This window comes from Glutamicibacter sp. X7 (assembly GCF_054889245.1).
This window is the reverse complement of the sequence record NZ_CM142678.1, coordinates 1,971,249-1,991,698: the sequence shown is the minus strand read 5'-3', so window position 1 is coordinate 1,991,698 and position 20,450 is coordinate 1,971,249. Positions and strand designations below refer to the sequence as shown.

Sequence of the window (20,450 nt, the reverse complement as noted above, 5' to 3'; positions counted from 1 at the left end):
GGTGCATCCGCACCACAGGTCGACACACCGGAGGGAGCGACGTGATTAAAGATATTTCTACGCACAGTCGGGGCTCATTCGCTGTTCGCAGCTGTGGACAACCTTGAGTGCTGACGCGTGAAACCGGGGTTAAACAGGTTTACGGAAGGCCCCGATATCCACAGCCGCTGTTGACTTGACTTTAACGCGCAAAAGTAGTGTGGCCACAACATGATGTGGCTACTTGCGCCCCCAAGCACAAGATGTAGTATTGAACTCGACGATGCGAACGGCATCGAAAACACCTCAAACACCACTTTGAGGCACCAAGAATTTTGGTCCGGGATCGCGCGAGAACGCATTATCGCGGACTCTGGCAGGACTTAATAAGGGGAGAGAAGACCATGAGCGTCACCGTCTACACGAAGCCGTCTTGCGTGCAGTGCAATGCCACCTACCGAGCACTGGATAGCCGTGGCATCGAGTACAAGAAGGTTGACATCTCCCAGGACGCCGACGCCCTGGAATACGTGCGTGGACTGGGTTACGCCCAGGCCCCGGTCGTCGTCACCGACAGCAACCACTGGTCGGGTTTCCGTCCCGACATGATCGACGGTCTGGCTGCGGCTAACTAAGCCGAGGGCTGGAACTATCCGGCTCGCAGACCCCTCGTCGACGAACCATGGAGGCGAACACCCATGCCACCATCAGCGCTTGCCGGTCACCGGCAATCGGCTACGGCACCCGAGGGGGAGCGGTTCACGGAGGACGACTTGATCTACTTCTCGTCGGTCTCCGAGAACACTCGCCGTTTCGTCGAAAAACTGAATATTCCTGCGTCTCGGATCCCGGTTCACGCTCATGAACCCCAGCTGGTTGCAACGCGGCCCTATGTGCTGTTGATTCCAACCTACGGCGGCGAGCATGGAAAACGCTCGATCCTTCCGCAGATCATCAAGTTCCTCGCACATGAGGAAAACCGCCGGCTGCTCCGCGGAGTTATTGGGGCGGGTAACACGAACTTCGGCGAGTACTACTGCATCGCGGCGAAAAAAATCGCCGTCAAGTGCAATGTGCCGCTCCTCTACAAATTTGAACTAATGGGAACCTCGGAAGACGTTCTCAATGTCAGAAAAGGACTTGAACTCTTTTGGACACAAGCCTCGCTGAACCGGAAGCAGCCATGAACTCCACCAAAGAGCTACCCGCCCAGTTCCAAGGATTGAGCTACAACGACCTGAACGCCATGCTGAACCTCTATGGTCCAGATGGAAAGATTCAGTTCGAAGTCGATCGCTACGCCGCTCGTCAGTACTTCTTGGATCACGTGAACAACAACACCGTGTTCTTCCATGATCTGGATGAGAAGCTCGAGTACTTGGTCAAGCACGACTACTACGAGCGCGAAACCCTCGACCAGTACACGATGAACTTCATTCGTGACCTGTTCAAGCGTGCCTATGGCAAGAAGTTCCGCTTCGAAACCTTCTTGGGTGCGTTCAAGTTCTACACCTCCTACACGCTGAAAACCTTCGATGGTAAGCGTTACCTAGAGCGCTACGAGGACCGCGTGTGCATGGTGGCCATGCACTTGGCCCGCGGTGATGAGAAGCTTGCCGAGCAGTTAGTCGACGAGATCATCGGCGGCCGTTTCCAGCCGGCCACCCCGACCTTCCTGAACGCCGGTAAGGCGCAGCGTGGCGAACTGGTCTCCTGCTTCCTGCTGCGCATCGAAGACAATATGGAATCTATCGCCCGCGCGGTGAATTCCTCCTTGCAGCTGTCCAAGCGTGGCGGTGGCGTCGCGCTGTCGCTGACCAACCTGCGCGAACACGGTGCCCCGATCAAGCAGATCGAAAACCAGTCCTCCGGTGTCATCCCGGTGATGAAGCTTCTCGAGGATTCCTTCTCCTACGCTAATCAGCTCGGTGCCCGTCAGGGTGCTGGCGCGGTGTACCTCAACGCGCACCACCCGGACATCTACCGCTTCTTGGATACCAAGCGCGAGAACGCCGATGAGAAGATCCGTATCAAGACCCTCTCCTTGGGTGTGGTCATTCCGGATATCACCTTCGAAATCGCGCGCAAGAACGAGGACATGTACCTGTTCAGCCCCTATGACGTTGAGCGCGTCTACGGGGTGCCGTTTAGCGAAATCTCGGTTACCGAAAAGTACTACGAGATGGTCGACGATTCGCGAATCCGTAAGACCAAGATCAACGCGCGTGAATTCTTCACCACCCTGGCCGAGATCCAGTTCGAATCCGGTTACCCGTACATCATGTTCGAGGACACCGTAAACCGGGCTAACCCGATCGCCGGACGCATCACCATGTCGAATCTCTGCTCGGAGATTCTGCAGGTGTCCTCCGCTTCGGAGTTCTCCGATGACCTCAGCTACTCCAAGATCGGCAAGGACATCTCCTGCAACTTGGGCTCGATGAACATCGCCAAGGCCATGGATGCCAAGGATCTTGGCATCTCCGTCGAAATCGCGATTCGCGCACTGAGCGCCGTATCCGATATGTCGAATATCGCTTCCGTCCCGTCAATTGCCGATGGCAATGCGAAGTCTCACGCCATTGGCTTGGGGCAGATGAACCTGCATGGTTTCTTGGCACGTGAGCACGTTTACTATGGCTCCGAGGAAGGTATTGATTTCACCAATATCTACTTCTACACGATCCTGTTCCACGCGCTGAGCGCATCGAATAAGATCGCCATTGAACGCGGCGAGACCTTCGATAACTTCGAGAACTCGGCCTACGCAAGCGGTGAGTTCTTCGACAAGTACACCGAGCAGGTCTGGGCTCCGGCCACTGCACGCGTACAGGAACTGTTCGAAGGCATCCACATTCCGACTCAGGAAGACTGGCTGCAGCTGAAGGCTTCCGTGATGGAGCACGGTATCTACAACCAGAACCTGCAGGCCATCCCGCCGACCGGCTCGATTTCGTACATCAACAACTCGACATCCTCGATCCACCCGGTCGCCGCAAAGATCGAGATCCGCAAGGAAGGTAAGATCGGCCGCGTCTACTACCCGGCTCCTTACATGAACAACGAGAATATCGAGTTCTACGAGGATGCCTACGAGATCGGTTACGAGAAGATCATCGACACCTACGCCGCAGCAACGCAGCACGTCGATCAGGGCCTGTCGTTGACCTTGTTCTTCAAGGACACCGTCACCACACGTGACATCAACAAGGCGCAGATCTACGCATGGCGCAAGGGCATCAAGACCCTGTACTACATCCGCTTGCGCCAGATGGCGTTGGAGGGCACCGAAGTAGATAACTGCGTGTCCTGCATGCTGTAGCAGCAACGTACCGGTGGCGAAGAACCACCGGGATCCAGTGGAGGTTGCCGCCGTGAATCCGTCACAGTGGGCAGCCTCCACTGCAGCATAAATTTACTAGTCATTACCTATTCTTTGGCTTTCCGATGCAATCTCTGTCAGTGACGGAGATTTAGGCAGGGGAGTAAAGTTATAGGTGGGTACAGAGAACACTTTCTTTGATGAGGGGCAATGACCGAGAAGCTAAAGCTCGCCGATAAGGTTGAAGCAATTAACTGGAACCGCATCCAGGACGATAAAGACGTCGAGGTGTGGAACCGTCTGGTGAACAACTTCTGGTTGCCGGAAAAGGTGCCGCTGTCCAACGACATTCAGTCGTGGGCCACGCTGACCGAAGACGAGAAGCTTCTGACCATGCGCGTCTTCACTGGTCTGACCTTGCTCGACACGATCCAGGGCACCGTAGGCGCCGTCTCGCTGATCCCAGATGCGATTACCCCTCATGAAGAAGCGGTGTACACCAACATCGCGTTCATGGAATCGGTGCACGCGAAGAGCTATTCTTCGATTTTCTCTACGCTGTGCTCCACCAAGGAAATTGACGAAGCGTTCCGCTGGTCCACCGAGAATGTGAACCTGCAGAAGAAGGCACAGATCATCGAGAGCTACTACCACGGCGATGATCCACTCAAGCGCAAGATTGCTTCGACCCTGCTCGAATCGTTCTTGTTCTACTCTGGTTTCTACCTACCGATGCACTGGTCTTCACGCGCCAAGCTGACCAACACCGCAGACCTGATCCGTCTGATCATCCGCGACGAAGCTGTCCACGGCTACTACATCGGCTACAAGTTCCAGAAGGGCTTGGAGAAGGAGAGCGAGCAGCGCCGTCAGGAACTGAAGGATTACACCTTCGAGCTACTCTTCGAGCTGTACGAGAACGAGGTTCAGTACACCCACGATCTGTATGATCCGGTGGGCCTGAGCGAAGATGTTAAGAAGTTCCTTCATTACAACGCCAACAAGGCGCTGATGAACCTCGGCTATGAGGCGATGTTCCCGGCTTCCGTGACCGACGTGTCGCCAGCGATCCTTGCCGCGTTGAGCCCGAATGCCGATGAGAACCACGACTTCTTCTCCGGTTCCGGTTCTTCGTACGTTATTGGTAAGGCAGTGAACACCGAGGACGAAGACTGGGACTTCTAAAAGTCTGTGCCTTATAGGCCATATTGATCGCCGGAAAGTGCCCGGAATCCGCGTAATTTTACGTGGGTTCCGGGTCTTTTTGCTTCGGGGCTACCAAGCAGCCGTAGAGGAAACCTTGCCTGCAGGCAGACTACCTTTGCAGATGATTTGCCGTCGGTTCTAGTTGTTCCTGGATCCGCTTCCGCACTCTATGCTGACTGCATTGGCTTGAGCGCCAACTCGGTCGCCCAGAGTCGCTTTCTTCTGTCAGCGGACTGCACTCCAGCCGCCATTGTTGCCCCCAACAAGTCGGAGGGTCTTCCTTTAGCTAGCCAACATTCTTGATGAAAGAAAAATTCTCGAGAAAAACTCTTACCTCAACGCAAGCTTGCCTATAGATTTAGGCAGTTAGCTTAGGCAATTGTGGGTATGCCTTGTCACGAGCGCATTTAGTGCACGTCGCCGGTGAACCAGTCGAGGAGTTCGATTGAGAGATTCTCAAAGTAATGTTTCGACAATTCGTGTTGGAAGCGGATGGCGGGTAGCACGGTGGCGGCGAAGCATAAGCAAGATCCTGACGGCCCTAGTTGTTCTAAGTCTTGGGGCAGTGCTGGGAGCCTGCGGGCAAAGCCCGCTAGCGGGTGGAATGCAAGCGGATCCGAGTCAGCCCGTGGCCACATCAAATGGACTGAGCCCAAGCCCCAGCGCGACCACGGAGGAAACGCCCGACCTTGCCGATGTGCCGGAATACATGAACAACAAACAATTTTGGGACATCATAGAGCGCTCAGTGCGTGCAACGCGCGCTGACCCGGAAGAACAACTAGCAGCATTGGAGGATTCGTTAGCTGAATTGCCGCCGAAAGACGTTGCTGAATTTCACGCCACCTTCGTGGCTAAGGCATTCGAGCTGTATTCGTGGGACCTCTGGGGCGCTGTACATGTTCTTTACGACGGATGTTCGCCTGACTGTTTTGAGTACCTTCGGTCGTGGGTAGTTGCTCAGGGGAAGGATTACTTCGAAGAAGTAAAGAGTGATCCTCGGGCCCTCTCCCAGGGACGCCTGAGCTATGCCGGGGAGAGCGATTTCGCTGAATTGTTCGCGTACACGATCGAAGATGCCTACGGTAGAGCGAGTGGTGGGGGCAGTCTCTTTGAGGACTATCCGCATAACCCTTCGACGATTGCCCGTGAGTCTCCCAAGGGTCAGAAGTGGGATGAGGCTACCGTGGAGCAGCTTTTTCCTGACCTTAGACCGCTCGAGTAGTACCTTGAACTGCTCTTGTCAGATCCTATGGTGACCGCATGAGAACTGCCGAGATTGGCGTAAGTATTTCCTGACGGCGCTGTTCGCGGTGTCTCGCGCCGGTTTGGCACGGGTACCGTCTCGAAACTCGGATTGCGGTTCATTTGGCGCTAGGAGATATCTGCGCGTATCGAACAGGCTTCGCTTACTGTCGGGGGTCACGTTTAGTTCATTGAGTTTCGCCTCTGCCCGAGTGTGGCGACAAATCGGCTCCTCTAAAATAGTGTACGAGCCGTTTACTAAGTGCTACCGTGAAGCCATGAATCGCGAAACGGTGTTGCCACTTGAGTCCTCCGAAGGAACGCTCGCTGCCATCGGAGGGAAGGCGCTGGGTCTCTCGCGCTTGCTGGCACTGGGGGAACGCGTCCCGCCGGGATTCGTGATTACTACCGACGTCTATAACGCGGCACGCCAGGACTCTAATGATGCCGTGCTCACCGTTCCGGAAGTGGATGAGCACGCGATTCGTGAAGCCTACCGACAGCTCGGATCCCCGCTAGCGGCTGTACGTTCCAGTGCAACCGCTGAAGACCTACCCGGTGCAGCGTTTGCCGGGCAACAGGAAACGTATCTAGGCGTGCTTGGCGAGGAAGCATTGCTGGAAGCGGTAACGGACTGTTGGGCTTCATTGCACTCCGAGCGGGCACGGAGCTACCGAAACGAGCGAGCTATCGATCGCTGTCGTTGTGCAGCAAATGGTAGACGCTGATTTTGCCGGCGTTATGTTCACCGCCGACCCGGTCACGGGGGACCGGAAGCGCGTAGTTATTGAGTCCAATCCTGGCCTAGGCGAAGCGGTGGTCTCCGGGTTGGTCACCACCGATCGTGCAGTCCTAGCAGAAGATGGACTGATACTTGAGCGTCGTGCCGGTGCGCCGGAAGCGGTTATCCGGCTCAAAGCTGCCGGTGGCGTCAGCACGGAGCGTGGCCAAGGTGAGGCGCGGCTCGAGGAAGCACAACTCAAAGAACTAGCTGCCGCTGGGCGGAGGATCCGCGACGGGTTTGACCGGCCGATGGATATCGAATGGGCCACGGTGGGTTCGGAACTCTATATTCTCCAGGCTCGCCCCATGACGGCGCTTCCGCCGGCACCGCGCAAACTTGGTTCCGTAGAACGAAAAGTCGCCCCAATGCTCTACGAACTACTGCCGCAACGACCCACACCCATGGAAGTGGACGCGTGGATTACGCCCGGCATAGCCAAACTGGTCGCGCGAATGATGGGAGGCATCGCCGGAGTGCACGTGGACTATTCTGCCTCCCTTGTCCGGGAAGACGGCATCGTTACCGAATTCGTTCCCACCCGTCCGAAGCCAACTCTTGCCACCCCGTTGCGGATCGTACAGGCCATTGGCCAGCGACCGTTGACTGGCGGGTGGCGAAATGACACGCTCTACGCCACGTATCTGCGTCAGTGCAGTGAACTCGATCGGCTTCCGCTCCGTGACCTACCGTGGCGGGAACTAGCCGATGTTCCTTCGCGCGCGTGCAGTAGCATGCAGCTGGTCGCCGAGCTGAGGGTGAAGTACCTGCGCCCAGCCGTCTCCAACGGACTGAAACTCGTCGCGGCGTTGGCGATCACAGGACAGCTCGAACTACTTTCCGAGCTGTCTATTACTCCTCATACCGAGACGCACCGAATCAACGAGAGCCTATCTGACATTGCGGCCGAGCTGACCCAGAATCCTGAGGCCATGCAGCTGCTAACGCAACACTCAGGTCGAGAGGCTCTCGCCGCATTGAATAACAACCCAGCAACCGCAGAGCTCGCTTCGCGCATTGACGAGTTCTTGATGACCTACGGCCATCGGGAATCGGCGAGCCTCATGTTGCCTCGGGTACCGACTTGGGGTGCCGATCCAACACCGGTGGCTCATCTTCTGGGAGTGCTGGGCAATGGCGCGCACGAGTCCTCGGCCGGAGAACAACACGCACTGGAACGGTTACTAGCCCATCCGCTGCTTCGCGCCCAACCGGTTGCCGAGAAAGTGCGCTCCTGGGTGCATGGTGTGCAGGACTTTATCGCAGTTCGCGAAGACACGCATTTCGAGATCACTCGAACTATGCCGGTTGTTCGTGCGGCCATAGAAGAGATGGGCAGGCGGCTGTATGCCAGTGGAGGACTCCAGCAATCCGAAGACGTTTGGTTCCTTGACTATGCAATCCTGCGACAGGCTTCCGATGAAAAACTGCTATGCACACCGAACAATGCGCACCGGGCGGCCGAGCGCCGGCGCCGTCACGATGAACTGGCCGCGGCACCGCTGATCTCTCCGGCCACACTCTACGATCTGTCGCCGGTATCCGGGGCATTACTTCATGGCACAGGTTCCGGAGGTGGCAGGGTAACCGCACCGGTTCGCCTAGTACACAGTGCGGCGGAATTCGACCGGCTCTTACCGGGAGAAATCTTAGTTTGCCCGGCCACAAACCCCTCGTGGACACCTTTATTCGCCCGTGCCGCCGGGGTTGTCGTCGATCATGGATCGGCCGGCTCCCACGCCGCCATCGTCGCCCGGGAGTATCGTATTCCGGCCGTAATGGGGTGTGCATCGGGCACCACAACGCTCACCGATGGGCAATGGGTCACCGTGGACGGGGATCGAGGCTTGGTTCTGGAGGCTAATAATGAGCACGCTAACTGATCATCGTTCAGCGCCGCGCCGCCGTGGGGAGGAACTTGTCGACGCGATCCTATCGGCAGCCTGCCAAGAGCTTATCGAGGTTGGCTACGCCAAACTCAGCTATGAGTCGGTAGCCCGGAGGTCCGGGGCCTCGAAGGTCTCCATCTATCGGAGGTGGCCGACTAAGCCAGAACTGGTTAAATCGGCTGCCGCCCATCACGCGCATATTCCCCAACTACCCGGGGAGCCGTCGACACTCCAAGCGGACCTACGCTCGGTGCTCGGGGCCGTAGCGCGGCAAATTGATGCGCCGATCGGGCAACTCCTACGCGCGCTGATGGCCGCGAGCGTTGCGGAACAAGCGCCGAGTATGGCCGAACTTTCGTGGGGGATGGGACCGGGCTTAATGCGCAAAGTAGCCGAGCAGGCGGTGGCTCGTGGTGAACTTTCAGATGTACCCGAAGGTCTCGTGCTCAGCGTTCCCACCGATCTCATCAAACAACGCTTCATCGGTTACGGCACCGTGAATCAAGAGTTCATCGACGATCTAGTACAGCTGGTCGTGCTTCCCTTATGGCTGGGAGATAAGTCCTCACGGTAACGATACGGGGCGCTATTCGCGAGCGAGGCACGGTGCCATAGTCTTGAGCACAGAGCCTGTCATAAAGGAGCCACCACAGCCATGTCACGTCTTGCCGCCGAGGAGTACAACGAGTCACAGATCGCCGCGATCCGCCGTCGGTCCATCGGTATTCTCGCGCTGGGACAGATACTCGGAGGATTAGGCGGCGGAGCCACGCTCACCCTTGGATCCTTGCTGATTGTCCACGTCTCTGGTCTGGACTCATTGGCGGGAATGGCTGCGACCATGAATACCTTGGGCGCCGCGGCCATGTCCGTGCCCTTGGCGATGCTGGCCCAGCGGCTAGGACGCCGAATGTCGCTATCGACCGGAGCATTGATAGCGGTACTCGGATCTGCACTCATTGTCACCGGTGCGGTATGGAATTCCGTCTTAGTTCTCTTGGTCGGCATGCTCGTCCTAGGGACGGCCTCGGCCATGAACCTGCAATCACGTTTTGCGGCTACCGATCTTTCCGATGAACGCACGCGGGGACGAGATTTGTCGCTAGTCGTATGGGCTACCACCGTAGGGGCAGTACTTGGCCCGAACCTCTTTGCCCCAGGTGAGGTGATTTCTTCCTCGTTGGGTCTGCCGACCTACACGGGCGGCTTCCTCATCGCCATGGCCGCCCAGATTCTGGGTCTCATTGTCTACTGGGCGGGCTTACGCCCAGATCCCATGGTGGTGGCATGGCAGCGCGCAGGGATTGCGGGAACCCGGATGGTTCGGCGCACCGGCGCAGGGTTCCGCCTGCTCCGCGAGCTTCCGGCGGCAAGGCGCGCAGTGCTGACCGTAGCGCTCAGCCACGCCTACATGGTTTCACTTATGTCGATGACGCCGGTGCATATGCAACATCACGGCGCATCGTTGACACTGATCGGATTTACGATCTCACTGCACGTGCTGGGCATGTACGCTTTCTCACCGATCTTCGGTTGGCTTACCGACCGTTTTGGCGCCGCTCGCATCGTGATGATTGGCCAGATGCTGCTCATTGCCGCGAGCCTTTGCGTCTGGATGAACCCGACGGGACATGCTCTGGTGACCGTGGCCCTAGGCTTACTGGGATTGGGGTGGTCGGCGGCGACCGTGGCCGGTTCGACCATGGTTTCAGCGGCGGCACCACTGGCCGAACGCACCGCGCTACAAGGAACCTCAGACCTCCTCATGAATTTGGCCGGGGCACTGGGCGGGCTCTGTGCCGGGCCGGTCCTTGCGCTCGCCGGGTTTGAGGGGCTGGCCATGATTCTCTTGGCTCTGGCCCTGATCGTTGTGTTCTTGAATCGCGATGTTTGGTCGCTGGGTCGCTCGGGCCAGAAGCTCATGGACAACTAAGGACAGGCGCACGGTCATTGCGCCGATGTGCGGAATGCTCTCAAACCTCCCGGACGTCCGTGGGAGTCTGCCAGCCTGTGTCGGCGAAGCGTGGTTTATCTCGGGCTCAATCTGGCGATGATTCGTTGCCTGACGCCATGCCCCACAGATTTTTGAAACCTGAGTCCTCGCGCAGAGTTTGGCGGTGTCGCTGTTTTTCAACCTAGCCGGCGTTAGCGTGAACGTGGTTCCGAGTCGCAACCAGGGAAGCGTTGCGCCATGGGAGTGACCGACGGTTAGCAACGTCGGAGTCTCGAGGAATCGATGGCGAAACGGATACGCAGGAGGGGAAGAGCAGATGACTGAGATCAACGAGCCAGAGAACCCTGACTCCACCGACACTAAGGACACCAACGAGAGCGCCGAAACGCTACGGCACAGCAGCGACAGCGGTGTGGCCCGGCACGGGAAGCGGGCAGAAAAACCGAAGGACGATCAGGCCACCGAGGACGATGATGAACGGTTTGACGCTGGATAGTTCGGGAGCGAACGCTAGCGGCACACGGTAAAACCGACCGGACCGATGGAGCCAGGCTTGTAGAGGGTGCAAGTTAGTCTCTAAGTCCCGGCGATCCACATATCGTTTCTACGCATTAAATAGGACTTGGCGTTTGCTACCTCCGTGCATGGAGGTAGCAAACGCCAAGTTTTTGACCAGACAGGTACCTGTCCTAGTCGTTAGGCTCGGATACTTCAGAAACCAGCTCGCCGGTCCCTTGGGTGTCGTAGTAGCGGGCAACGTCGGCCTGGGCCAGCATACCGACGAGTTTGTGCCCGTCGATTACCGGCAGTCGGCGTACCTGATGCCGTTGCATGGTTCGAATTGCCTCGTCGACGGAATCGTCGGCACCGATCGTCACCGGCTTGCCTTGAGCGTATTCGGAAACCTTGCGGGTTGAGCCGGCAACATCGTTGGCGACACAGTTCACCACGATATCCCGATCGGTGATGGTACCGGCAAGCTGATCGTCGGTCCCACAGATGGGCAACATACCCACATCGAGATCCCGCATGAGCTGCGCGGCGTTCTGGATCGTGTCCTGCTCGTTGACGCACTGTGCAGGAGAGGTCATGAGTTCGCGTGCGCTGACCATGGTTCTTCCTTTCGTTGGGTGCGGACGTGACCCACCATGGGCCACATGCCAAGCCGATTCAACGATTGCCAGCGTCCTCAAAGGCGCCGCGGGTCGAAGCTGGCAAGAACCTATTAAGCGTGTACCACGGGCATAGACACTGGTATCGGTAGAGGAACGCACCCGAGGGCGCTTGAGCAACCAGAAGGGATCACCGTGATGGGATTTTTGGACAAGGCCAAACACGCAATCAGCCAGACGGTGGAAAGCCTGAAGGACACCAACAGGCATGACCGGGACCAGGGCACAGGGGACTCTGTGCCAGATCATGCTGACTCGGTGCAGGGGTATGACCCGGAACTGGACGCCTCTGAAGATGACCAGTATGACCCAGAGGACGAGGAACGCGGCTAGCTGTATCGGGGGAGGCTTCGAATCCAAAGTGCGGCAGCTCTTCTTAGGCCGCGTACCGGTTTTGGTGATGACACGAAACCCGGTTCGGCTCGATACTCCGCTTAGCACTAACCGCGAGTACCGCACGGGCAATATCCGTTTCTCCGTGCGAATACACCAATGGAGAAGGAGTAGTCATGACCTTGAATAACTCAGAATTCGATCATGTCCGTAAGGATGAGGACATCGATGAACCATTGGACGGGCGTGATAGTCAGCCGATGCCCGGTTCACCGGACGCTACCGCCGAGTTGAACTCCGAAGACCCGCTTCGTGGAGTGGATCAAGTACTCGAAGAAAACGATCTCGACCCGCTGCAGCTGAACCCCGAGAATTTGCCCTCGGAGTCTGCAACCGGTGAGGCCCAGGCACCGGAGAGTGACTCCGATGCGGAGGCGAACCACCGCGCCAATCTTCCGGATCAGCGCGACAACCCGGATCACGAGTAGGAGCGGTGTATGTCGCGGAATGTTGCGGATACCTTAGTAGAGCGACTGACCCAGTGGGGAGTGACCCGGCTCTTCGGCTACAGCGGGGACGGGATCAACACGTTACTGGGCGCCGTGCGCCGGGCCGAATTGCCCTTTATCCAGGCTCGTCACGAGGAGTCCGCCGGCTTCATGGCGGTGGCGCATAGCAAATATGGGCTTGGCCAGTATGCCTTCGGTTCGAGCGCGGCAGATGATGCGCTCGAGGCAGGAAACCGCCCGGCTGTCGCGGAGGATACCCAGCCCGAAGAGCGTGGGGTAGATCTCGGTGTAGTGGCCGCTACCCAAGGTCCCGGCGCCATCCATCTCGTGAATGCCCTCTATGACGCCAAGCTGGATTCTGTGCCGGTGCTAGCGATCGTCGGACAGCAGAATCGGCCGGCACTCGGAAGCGACTACCAGCAGGAAGTCGACCTCAACGCACTCTTCGCCGATGTCGCATGCTATCGAGAAGAAGTCACCACGGCAGTTCAGCTGATGCCGGTGCTTGACCGGGCCATTCGTAGCTCCTTAGCGCATTCGGGGCCAGCGGTGGTCATTGTTCCCCATGACGTGCAGCAGCAAGAGGAATCGCTGCCAGCGGGGAAACATGCGCAAATCCCCACCTCTAACGCGTGGCGTCCATCGGTCACCGTGCCGGATGCCGAGGCACTGAACCGTGCCGCTCGATTGCTGGAAGATTCGGAACGCATTGTCTTTCTGGTGGGGCAGGGGGCACGTCACGCCCAAGAACAGGTACGATCGCTTGCCGAGCAACTAGATGCTGCAGTGGTCACAAGTCTGCTGGGTAAACCCTATGTCGATGAATCGGCGCCGAACGTCGCCGGGGTCATGGGGCATTTGGGGACAACGGCCAGTGCTCGCGTTCTGTCGGAGTGCGATGCACTACTTATCATCGGATCCAATGATCCGTGGACCGAGTTTTATCCGGAGCCTGGTGCGGCGCGTGCCATTCAGATCGATATTTCGGCGGCGCGGGTGGGCAACCGCTACCCGGTCGAGGTCGCCCTCGTCGGCGATGCTGGGTTCAGTCTCGAAGCGCTCAAAATTCGGCTCACACGACCCGCAGCAGACCGTGCGCTGTGGCGCGATCTGGTGGAACGGGAGGTACTCTCGTGGCGCACCTTGTGTAAGGAGCGCGCCCGGATGGCGGTCCACGGGGTGAACCCGGAAGCAGTCGTCGCTGAGCTTTCGAGCCAACTGCCGTCTGCGGCTCAGATTGCATTAGATGTCGGTAGCTGCGTGTACTGGTATGCTCGCCAGCTTCGCTTGCCGCCGGACGCCAGCGCGCAATTGTGTAGCACCTTGGCCAGCATGGGAGGCGGCGTCCCCTATGGTGTCGCGGCCAAACTACTCGATGACAAGCGGCCCGTGGTCGTGCTCAGCGGCGATGGCGGTATGCAGATGGCCGGAAACGCGGAACTAGTGACCATCGCCGAACGGTGGAAGCAGTGGGATGACCCAAGGCTAGTCGTCTGCGTCTTTTCCAACGGCGACTTAGCCGAAGTGAGCTGGGAACAACGTGAAACCGAAGGAGACCCGCGGTTCAAGGAGAGTCAGCAATTGCCGCGGTTCCCGTTCGCGAACTATGCCCGTATGCTCGGTCTCGCCGGTCGTGTCGTCACCGACGATTCAGACCTCGCCGAAGCTTGGGCATGGGCGCTTCAGGCGGACAGGCCTGCGGTATTGGAGGTTCATAGCGATCGTGATATGCCGCTGTTGCCACCTCTAGCCGATGAGCAGGTGCTCGCTAAGATGCGCGCGGGACTGGAAAAGGAAGCGAATAGCCAAGGTTTGGATCTGTTGACCGCTTATGTCGCCCTGGAGGATTCTCTGGAAGGGCGTTGAGCATCGCATTCGGGTTACTGGACGAACGAAAACACAGGCAACAAGCCCGGGTGGATGGCCCGTGAAATGGGTGGGACGCAAGTACTCGACGTGATCTGATGTCCCGCTGCTGTCGCGCCCTATCGATTGCAAATGCGCCTGACCCCACCCCCATCGATGGGGGCGGGGTCAGGCGCATTACGCTGGCTAGCCAGTTACAGCTCTACTTGTGGCGGGAGGGGACTGTCTCTGGTCGGCCGTATTCTCAACGCCTAATCGTGAGCGATTCTCCGAAGCGACAGTCCCGTCGCAAGTAAGCTGTCTGCTAATAATTCGCTGGTGGATCGGAGGCCGGGAACGACTCCTTCTCCCACTCTCGAACCGTCTGTTCCTCTTCTTCGGGTGACTCTTCAGTGCCGGGATTCTTCTTCTCTGGTTCCTGTGTCATAGGTGTGGCCTCCTTCGGTAAGTGGGCTTGCACGATGGTTCTCTTGCGTGATCAGTACAGGCCTATCCGTGGTGATCAGTTACGCGCGCTAAGTAGGTACATTGAGCGGGTTAGAGGAGGCTGCCTGGCGCAGCCATACTCTTAAGGTTTTCCTCCTCGAGTTCCATAGTTGCGGCGAGCCATTGATTCTGATGGACAGTATCCCGTGCCAGCAGAAACGAGAGTAGATCTCTCACGCCGTGATCATCTGTTTTGCGATAAAGCTCGGCGAGTTGCAAACGACCTTGCATTTCGGCGGTTGCGTTCGCCTTGAAGTCCACAATCAGGTTTCCGGTAGCGGTGATGTACGAACCACTCCATGGGTTTCCCGCGCCATCGACGGGACGCGCGCCGACTCCGGCTAAGACCGCCTGTTCAATATCCGTTCCACCAAGTACGGCCGAGACAATCGAGTCAGACTGCGCTGTTTCCTCCACGAAGTCCTGTGGTTCCGCCTCTGACAGCCGAGCAATCATGGTAGCTAGCATTTCGACATGACCGAACTCTTCGGTGCCAATGTCGAAAATGAGGTCCCGGTATTTGCCTGGCAGATGGGCGTTCCAAGCCTGGAAGCTGTACTGCATGGCCAACGTGATTGCACCGTATTGACCACCTAGCACTTCTTGCAACTTGCGTGCGTAGGCTGCGTCCGGATGTTCGGGCGTAGCCCGGTACTGTGGCTCTCGCTTATGGAAAAACATGGACCTCTCCAACGTTGAGGTTCTGGGGTATTGGGTCGAGACCGTGAACGGCATCGCACCTTCTACCCATTTCCCTATTTACCGTAGGAAACCGGGGGAGGATTTGAAAGTAAGGGCCTGAGATGAGCAGGTTACTCCAAGGTAACTTCGGTTCGGCTAGGGAAATGGCATCCTAAAGGCATGCCCCAGATTTCGAGCGAAAGCGAGTTGTTGAGATGGACCTAGAAGCGTTGCATCGACGCCAGTGCGAACTGGTGGAGTTGCTCGCCCGGACGGAGTCACCCATTGAATTGGCTCGGGCCAGTGGGGAACTGGAGAACTTAAATCGCCAATTAGAGCGTGCGCAATCGGCGGAGAAGGAAACTCCGAGCGCAGATTGACCCGAAAGGTGCAACGCGGTACTGAAAGCAACGCATGTGTCGCGCGCTCGCTGCGCGCTAGCCGATGTGCGTGTGGGTAGGTTTCATTGCCGACGGGCCGCGCCAGCATGTTAGCCTTTTGTGCCATTGTCGTTGTCTGGCAGGACAAGCGGCGTGTTGACGCCCCTTGGCTCACCGGTCCTAATTGAGTGTCGAGGAACGCTGCGTGGAGCAGCGCACTACCAAGTCCCTGGCAATGCGCCTGACGGTGGCAGAGCTACGAAGAGCCCTGGGAAATTCTGCAATGGCGGTACCCCACGGCGCGAACGACGGTTGGTGTGCCTCCGATGCCGCTCACCGCTCGAGAAGTAATCCACGGACAAACGAGCCGGGGAGTCGGCTGGACCTGAGGCCCGTCGATCGGGACGCTATGCAGCAAGAACTCGTGTTTCTTTCTGGAGGTGCCGGCGGGTGAGGCGATGTCGGACCAACGCTCTCGTGGCGCAATGCCGATAGTAGCGACGTGAAATTGCCCCGAATCGCATAGCCATGAGCGGTCTCCGGCAGAACATGACGTCAGAATTTAGCGGGGGCAACAGCTAGGTATTTAGACGGGACAAGGCGGCGTCAAACTTGGGCAAGCTCACTCAAATATATTTATTCCTAAAAAAGACAAAGATAGCTGGCACGGGCAGTGCCCGTGCCAGCTATCGGAGGTCATTGAGCCGGCTTAGTGGCTGTTTTTCCCGCCACGCGCCTTGGCTTCGGTGGGTTGAGCTTCTGCTCCTCGGCGGCCTGCTTCGCTGGGGTCAGCGCTGTTCTCTTCCCCGAAACTACCCGAGCTGGCCTCGCCGCCCTTCCGTGCTTGCTCCTCGGTGTCTTCCCGGTTTCCAAACTGTCCGGAGTTGTTCTCATTTGCCATGATCTTGCTCCTTCCATTGAGAGTCCTCACCCTTTGCGAGGAACACATTCTTTAACCTATGCACTGTGTAAACATACTTCTAGGGGACTGAGGGATCTCTAAGGTTGGAGTGAGCCGTTACCGAGAATTCAGCGGCTCAGGGGCATTGTCGGGTAGTAGCATTGCCGCGTGCCCGATGCGCTGGCTTCGGGATGCAACCCGTGGTGAGCTCGGGTTGCTATGGCCATGCAATAGTGTGTGGAAGCTTGAGTTGGTCCCGCAGTTTTATTCCGCGAGACAAGAGGAGTGGCAAGCGGACTAGGCCTGTACGGTGGCTCGACTTGTGAAGCCGCGTCGGCTCAGCATTAGAAGGCCACGGTCGTGTCTTCGAAGTCGATCTCGCAGAAAGGTTGGCGTCGAGGAAACCGCCAGGCTCGGTGGTGGATCGATACAAGATGAGGGTTGCAATATCTGCGGCATCTTCGATGAACCGGGGAGCCGCCCCTCGAACAAGGCGCGCGAGAGGGCTGCGCCAGACTCTGCGTTACTGAAGGGTGTGACGCGGCGGCTGTGGGGAGGGGATCTCGGGCACCTGTGTCGAGGGCTCGGGGAGAGCGAACCCCAGGCGAAGCTCAGTGGATTCGAAGCGTACGGCGCTGGTGCTAATTGCGTGCGCGATAGCGCTGAATTTCCAGCTTGCAATGCGGAACGTGTACGCGAACGATTGTGCGGCGGCTTGATAGAGATCGGCGACGGTTCTCTGCGGCGGCTCGGGTGGCACGATTCCTAAGGCCCGGTTCGGCAGGGAAACGTAGATAAAACGCAACTCGGCGGTCGCTGGATCGAGAAACGCTACGAGCGCAACATTCCCCTGTGTGGCGACAAGGCTCATGGCGTCGGTCAACGACTCGTGGCTCTGTGAAATAATAATTGGCATGCCCTCGGTCCACGCATGCGTTTCTAAGTATCGGCGTCCAGCGCGTGATCCGAGAAATTCCGATACCCGGATGGCTGTCGCGGAACGTACGTATCGTCCCGGCATGGTTCCTACTTTCTTGCTCGCTGGTTGGGCGTTGCACGAGGTAGGTTCGATTGGCTATCCCCAATGTCCCATCGCCTACACGGAGGGTTTGCGACAGACTGTGATCTGGCTCGCAATTGGAACCTTCACCATAAGCTTCTTGCCAGAAACTTGCTAGAGATTGGCAAGTTCTATCAGCTTGCGCACAGCTTTGCTCGGAAAGCCTCAATTGGCCATGGTGCGAAGCGCTGGCGCCTCGCCCCTAACATAACCGCTCGTCAGCGCGTTTACCCTCGTCATTGCGGAGATTTTGGGGATGATGGCTGAGCCTGGAACGCAACAGATCAACTGCTCGGGTGTGCTCACGTCCGGGGTCTGAGTTGGCCCAGCGACTTGCCCGATCTTGAACAGCGGTCGACGCTGCGACCAGAGACTCTGGCCGCAGCGTTCCTAGAGCTACTCCTGTTACCGCTTGGCTAGTGACCCGATGCGACAGCGGCCCGATTCATGATCAGCTCGGCGTTGATTGCTGCGCCTGCCATCGTGCCCGAGGCGGCGGCAGCCATCACCATATGCATCAGATTCGAGGTATTTCCGGCCGCATACACTCCCGGTATGGCGGTCTGTTGCATCTGATCGACCTCGATGAAGCGACCGACCGGATGCTCGGCGAGCGCCCCGCCTAGTCCTACATAGAGATCGGCGTTGGCCTCCAACCGGTTGGCAAGTACCAGAGCGTGGGCCGGCAAGGTTGCCCCCGACGCTAGGTGCAACATGCTGATTTGGCCACGGTCATCAACGTCGAGTCGTTGGACGGCATCGCGTCGGATCTCAATTGACAGGGCGGTAAGCCGCCGCTCGTCGTCTTGCGTTAGTTGTCCCGGGGCCTGCTCGAGATAGGTGACGTGCTCACTGGGCTGCCGAAACATCAACGCCTGATGTATGGACATCTCGCCTGTTCCGAGTACGACAATGTGCTCGCCGCGTACCTCATAACCATGGCAGTAAGGGCAGTGAAGAGCCGAAACTCCCCAGGCTTGAGCGATGCCCGGAATATCGGGCAATTGATCGCTGAGGCCGGTGGCCAACAGAACACGCTCCCCGTGGAAGGTGCGACCCGCCGCCCGTACCGTAAAACCGGATTCGCGGGTCCCCCGTAGGTTTTCGGCCCGTGCCTCGAGCCAGTGCGCTCCGTAGCCGATGGCTTCTTGCCGTCCTCGAGCGAGAAGTTCAAGTGGGCTCACGCCTTCCTGGCCGAGGACATTGTGGGCGTGGGCGCTGACGGCGTTGCGTGGGGCACCGGCGTCAATCACGAGTACGCGACGGAGGGAGCGGGACAGGGCGACGGCGGCGGATGCACCGGCTGCTCCGGCGCCGATCACGATGACTTCGTAATTTTCATTGAGTTCTTCTGGGATTGTTTGCATACCTCCACGCTACGCAGGCTTTGCGTAAAGGGGATATGATTTTGCGTATGACGCAAGAATTGGGTGTTGATGCCATTATTCGCCTGCGTATTCGGACGTTGCGGCAAGCTCGCGGATGGTCCCTTGAAGCCTTGGCCACACGGGCAGGTCTGACCATCTCGACTCTCAGTCGAATTGAAACGGGAAACCGTCGTATCGCGGTGGACCAACTTATCGCCTTAGCCCGGGCCCTAGAGACTACGCTGGATGAATTGACCGCCCCGGAAGACGCCGGCGAAATTATCATCCGCCCGCAGCCAGTCGCCGTGCCGGGCATGACCACTTGGCTACTCTCGGATGCCAAAGCGCTGAATGGAGTGAGTGTCACCAAGATCCGTTTTGACCCTCGCGAGGCGGAGCAAGAACCGGAGTTGCGGGTGCACCCCGGTAAGGAATGGTTTACCGTCCTCCTCGGGGAGATCAAATTGCGTCTGGGGGAGCGAGTCTTTCATATTCCCGCCGGGCAGGCCGCGCAGTTCGAAACGATGACCCCGCACTCTATTCAAGCTCACGGAGGGTCAGCGGAGATCCTGAGCATTATGGATCCCGCCGGGCGTCGCGCGCATAGCGATGATGGTTTGGAGAGCTAGGCAGGCGACCCATTCATTCGTGCTACCGAACTCAGACGTGTTTGAATGACACTATGAACTTTCAGCTACGTCGGGCGACTAAGGACGATGTCCCGTTCGCCGCGGCCACGCTCGCCGATGCTTTCGATTCTTACCCGTGGACACGGTGGAGTATCCCAGCCGATGACTACCTATCGCGGCTCGAACGACTCCAAGCCATCTACTTGTCGCATGCTATCGAGCATGGGCTTGTCCTCATCAGCCATGACCGCGACGGAATAGCGGCACTCCTGCCACCGGACTGCCCGGAACCAGATACGCAGCGGCAGGAAGAAATCGCCGAGCTGATGGGCGAGCGGCTCGAAATCGTGTTCGGAGCGCAGCTCCCGGCGAGGCCAGAAAATTCATGGGAACTGGCCACGCTTGGCGTGGCGAAATCCAGCGCTGGCCGCGGCCTTGGTTCCGCGCTACTGCGCAAGTCTCTGTGGTCCGTCGCTACATCGCCCTTTCCGCAGGTTTCGTTGGAAACCTCGGCCGCGCAGAATGTGCGACTTTATCAACGGCATGGATTCGTGATCTCGCAGTGCACCGACATCGAGGAGGGTCCTAGGGTTTACTCAATGCGGGCCGAACTCACCGATCATCGTGGGCTCGGCGTATAGACCATGTTCTAGGTTCAGAAGCCTCACCCGCTAACCGCTGGAGTGCCAA

Annotated in this window: 19 protein-coding genes and 2 pseudogenes; 15 read left to right on the top strand and 6 right to left on the bottom strand. The window is 58.1% G+C overall.

Going from position 1 to position 20,450, the window contains the following annotated elements:
• Positions 1 to 383: 383 nt before the first annotated feature.
• The 10 genes and pseudogenes from nrdH to ACYU0X_RS09545 all read left to right on the top strand — a co-directional run bounded on the left by nrdH (position 384) and on the right by ACYU0X_RS09545 (position 10,872).
• Complete coding sequence (gene nrdH, locus ACYU0X_RS09590; protein ID WP_309406947.1) at positions 384 to 614, top strand: glutaredoxin-like protein NrdH; 231 nt, start codon at positions 384 to 386, stop codon at positions 612 to 614.
• A 63-nt stretch (positions 615 to 677) separates the two neighbouring features.
• Positions 678 to 1,166: a class Ib ribonucleoside-diphosphate reductase assembly flavoprotein NrdI gene (gene nrdI / locus ACYU0X_RS09585; RefSeq protein WP_418906744.1), complete on the top strand. Its 489-nt coding sequence runs from the start codon at positions 678 to 680 to the stop codon at positions 1,164 to 1,166.
• Positions 1,163 to 3,301 carry a class 1b ribonucleoside-diphosphate reductase subunit alpha gene (nrdE, locus tag ACYU0X_RS09580; protein WP_461900415.1) on the top strand — a complete coding sequence of 713 codons (2,139 nt, stop codon included), beginning with the start codon at positions 1,163 to 1,165 and terminating at the stop codon, positions 3,299 to 3,301. The genes nrdI and nrdE overlap by 4 nt, the downstream gene beginning before the upstream one ends.
• Before the next feature lie 210 nt (positions 3,302 to 3,511).
• The gene (gene nrdF, locus ACYU0X_RS09575) at positions 3,512 to 4,486 is read left to right on the top strand and encodes a class 1b ribonucleoside-diphosphate reductase subunit beta (protein WP_309406951.1); all 975 of its coding nucleotides are present in this window, start codon (positions 3,512 to 3,514) and stop codon (positions 4,484 to 4,486) included.
• A gap of 649 nt (positions 4,487 to 5,135) precedes the next feature.
• Positions 5,136 to 5,732, top strand: a complete 597-nt coding sequence (locus ACYU0X_RS09570) for a DUF4240 domain-containing protein (RefSeq protein ID WP_461900413.1) — start codon at positions 5,136 to 5,138, stop codon at positions 5,730 to 5,732.
• A gap of 298 nt (positions 5,733 to 6,030) precedes the next feature.
• Positions 6,031 to 6,796, top strand: a pseudogene (locus ACYU0X_RS09565) (PEP/pyruvate-binding domain-containing protein); the annotation flags it as partial.
• Positions 6,785 to 8,416 (top strand): PEP-utilizing enzyme, encoded by a 1,632-nt coding sequence (locus tag ACYU0X_RS09560; RefSeq protein ID WP_461902798.1) that lies wholly within the window; start codon positions 6,785 to 6,787, stop codon positions 8,414 to 8,416. The pseudogene ACYU0X_RS09565 and the gene ACYU0X_RS09560, both read left to right, overlap by 12 nt.
• Positions 8,400 to 8,996 carry a TetR/AcrR family transcriptional regulator gene (locus ACYU0X_RS09555; RefSeq protein WP_461900411.1) on the top strand — a complete coding sequence of 199 codons (597 nt, stop codon included), beginning with the start codon at positions 8,400 to 8,402 and terminating at the stop codon, positions 8,994 to 8,996. The genes ACYU0X_RS09560 and ACYU0X_RS09555 overlap by 17 nt, the downstream gene beginning before the upstream one ends.
• 81 nt (positions 8,997 to 9,077) lie before the next feature.
• Positions 9,078 to 10,355 carry an MFS transporter gene (locus ACYU0X_RS09550; protein ID WP_461900409.1) on the top strand — a complete coding sequence of 426 codons (1,278 nt, stop codon included), beginning with the start codon at positions 9,078 to 9,080 and terminating at the stop codon, positions 10,353 to 10,355.
• Positions 10,356 to 10,692: 337 nt separating this feature from the next.
• Positions 10,693 to 10,872, top strand: coding sequence for a hypothetical protein (locus ACYU0X_RS09545; protein ID WP_461900407.1), 180 nt, complete (start codon positions 10,693 to 10,695; stop codon positions 10,870 to 10,872).
• A gap of 193 nt (positions 10,873 to 11,065) precedes the next feature.
• Here ACYU0X_RS09545 and ACYU0X_RS09540 read toward each other — a convergent pair whose 3' ends face one another.
• Positions 11,066 to 11,488: a CBS domain-containing protein gene (locus tag ACYU0X_RS09540; RefSeq protein ID WP_309406960.1), complete on the bottom strand. Its 423-nt coding sequence runs from the start codon at positions 11,486 to 11,488 to the stop codon at positions 11,066 to 11,068.
• Between the two features lie 198 nt (positions 11,489 to 11,686).
• On the opposite strand from ACYU0X_RS09540, the gene ACYU0X_RS09535 reads away from it, so the two are divergent.
• The 3 genes from ACYU0X_RS09535 (at position 11,687) to ACYU0X_RS09525 (ending at position 14,256) form a co-directional block, all read left to right on the top strand.
• On the top strand, positions 11,687 to 11,881 hold the full coding sequence (locus ACYU0X_RS09535) for a hypothetical protein (protein WP_461900405.1): 195 nt from the start codon (positions 11,687 to 11,689) through the stop codon (positions 11,879 to 11,881).
• 176 nt (positions 11,882 to 12,057) lie between these two features.
• On the top strand, positions 12,058 to 12,369 hold the full coding sequence (locus ACYU0X_RS09530) for a hypothetical protein (RefSeq protein ID WP_461900404.1): 312 nt from the start codon (positions 12,058 to 12,060) through the stop codon (positions 12,367 to 12,369).
• Between the two features lie 9 nt (positions 12,370 to 12,378).
• Positions 12,379 to 14,256, top strand: coding sequence for a thiamine pyrophosphate-dependent enzyme (locus ACYU0X_RS09525; RefSeq protein WP_461900403.1), 1,878 nt, complete (start codon positions 12,379 to 12,381; stop codon positions 14,254 to 14,256).
• A 304-nt stretch (positions 14,257 to 14,560) separates the two neighbouring features.
• Here ACYU0X_RS09525 and ACYU0X_RS09520 read toward each other — a convergent pair whose 3' ends face one another.
• The 5 genes and pseudogenes from ACYU0X_RS09520 to ACYU0X_RS09500 all read right to left on the bottom strand — a co-directional run bounded on the left by ACYU0X_RS09520 (position 14,561) and on the right by ACYU0X_RS09500 (position 19,131).
• Positions 14,561 to 14,683, bottom strand: a complete 123-nt coding sequence (locus ACYU0X_RS09520; protein WP_309406968.1) for a hypothetical protein — start codon at positions 14,681 to 14,683, stop codon at positions 14,561 to 14,563.
• A gap of 119 nt (positions 14,684 to 14,802) precedes the next feature.
• Positions 14,803 to 15,423, bottom strand: a pseudogene (locus ACYU0X_RS09515) (manganese catalase family protein); the annotation flags it as partial.
• A 1,089-nt stretch (positions 15,424 to 16,512) separates the two neighbouring features.
• Positions 16,513 to 16,704: a hypothetical protein gene (locus tag ACYU0X_RS09510; protein WP_309406970.1), complete on the bottom strand. Its 192-nt coding sequence runs from the start codon at positions 16,702 to 16,704 to the stop codon at positions 16,513 to 16,515.
• 523 nt (positions 16,705 to 17,227) lie between these two features.
• Complete coding sequence (locus ACYU0X_RS09505) at positions 17,228 to 17,620, bottom strand: hypothetical protein (protein WP_461900401.1); 393 nt, start codon at positions 17,618 to 17,620, stop codon at positions 17,228 to 17,230.
• A gap of 560 nt (positions 17,621 to 18,180) precedes the next feature.
• Positions 18,181 to 19,131, bottom strand: coding sequence for an NAD(P)/FAD-dependent oxidoreductase (locus ACYU0X_RS09500; protein WP_461900399.1), 951 nt, complete (start codon positions 19,129 to 19,131; stop codon positions 18,181 to 18,183).
• Between the two features lie 47 nt (positions 19,132 to 19,178).
• On the opposite strand from ACYU0X_RS09500, the gene ACYU0X_RS09495 reads away from it, so the two are divergent.
• Both ACYU0X_RS09495 and ACYU0X_RS09490 read left to right on the top strand, forming a co-directional pair.
• Positions 19,179 to 19,760, top strand: coding sequence for a helix-turn-helix domain-containing protein (locus ACYU0X_RS09495; RefSeq protein ID WP_461900397.1), 582 nt, complete (start codon positions 19,179 to 19,181; stop codon positions 19,758 to 19,760).
• Between the two features lie 53 nt (positions 19,761 to 19,813).
• Positions 19,814 to 20,401 carry a GNAT family N-acetyltransferase gene (locus ACYU0X_RS09490; RefSeq protein ID WP_461900395.1) on the top strand — a complete coding sequence of 196 codons (588 nt, stop codon included), beginning with the start codon at positions 19,814 to 19,816 and terminating at the stop codon, positions 20,399 to 20,401.
• Positions 20,402 to 20,450: the final 49 nt, after the last annotated feature.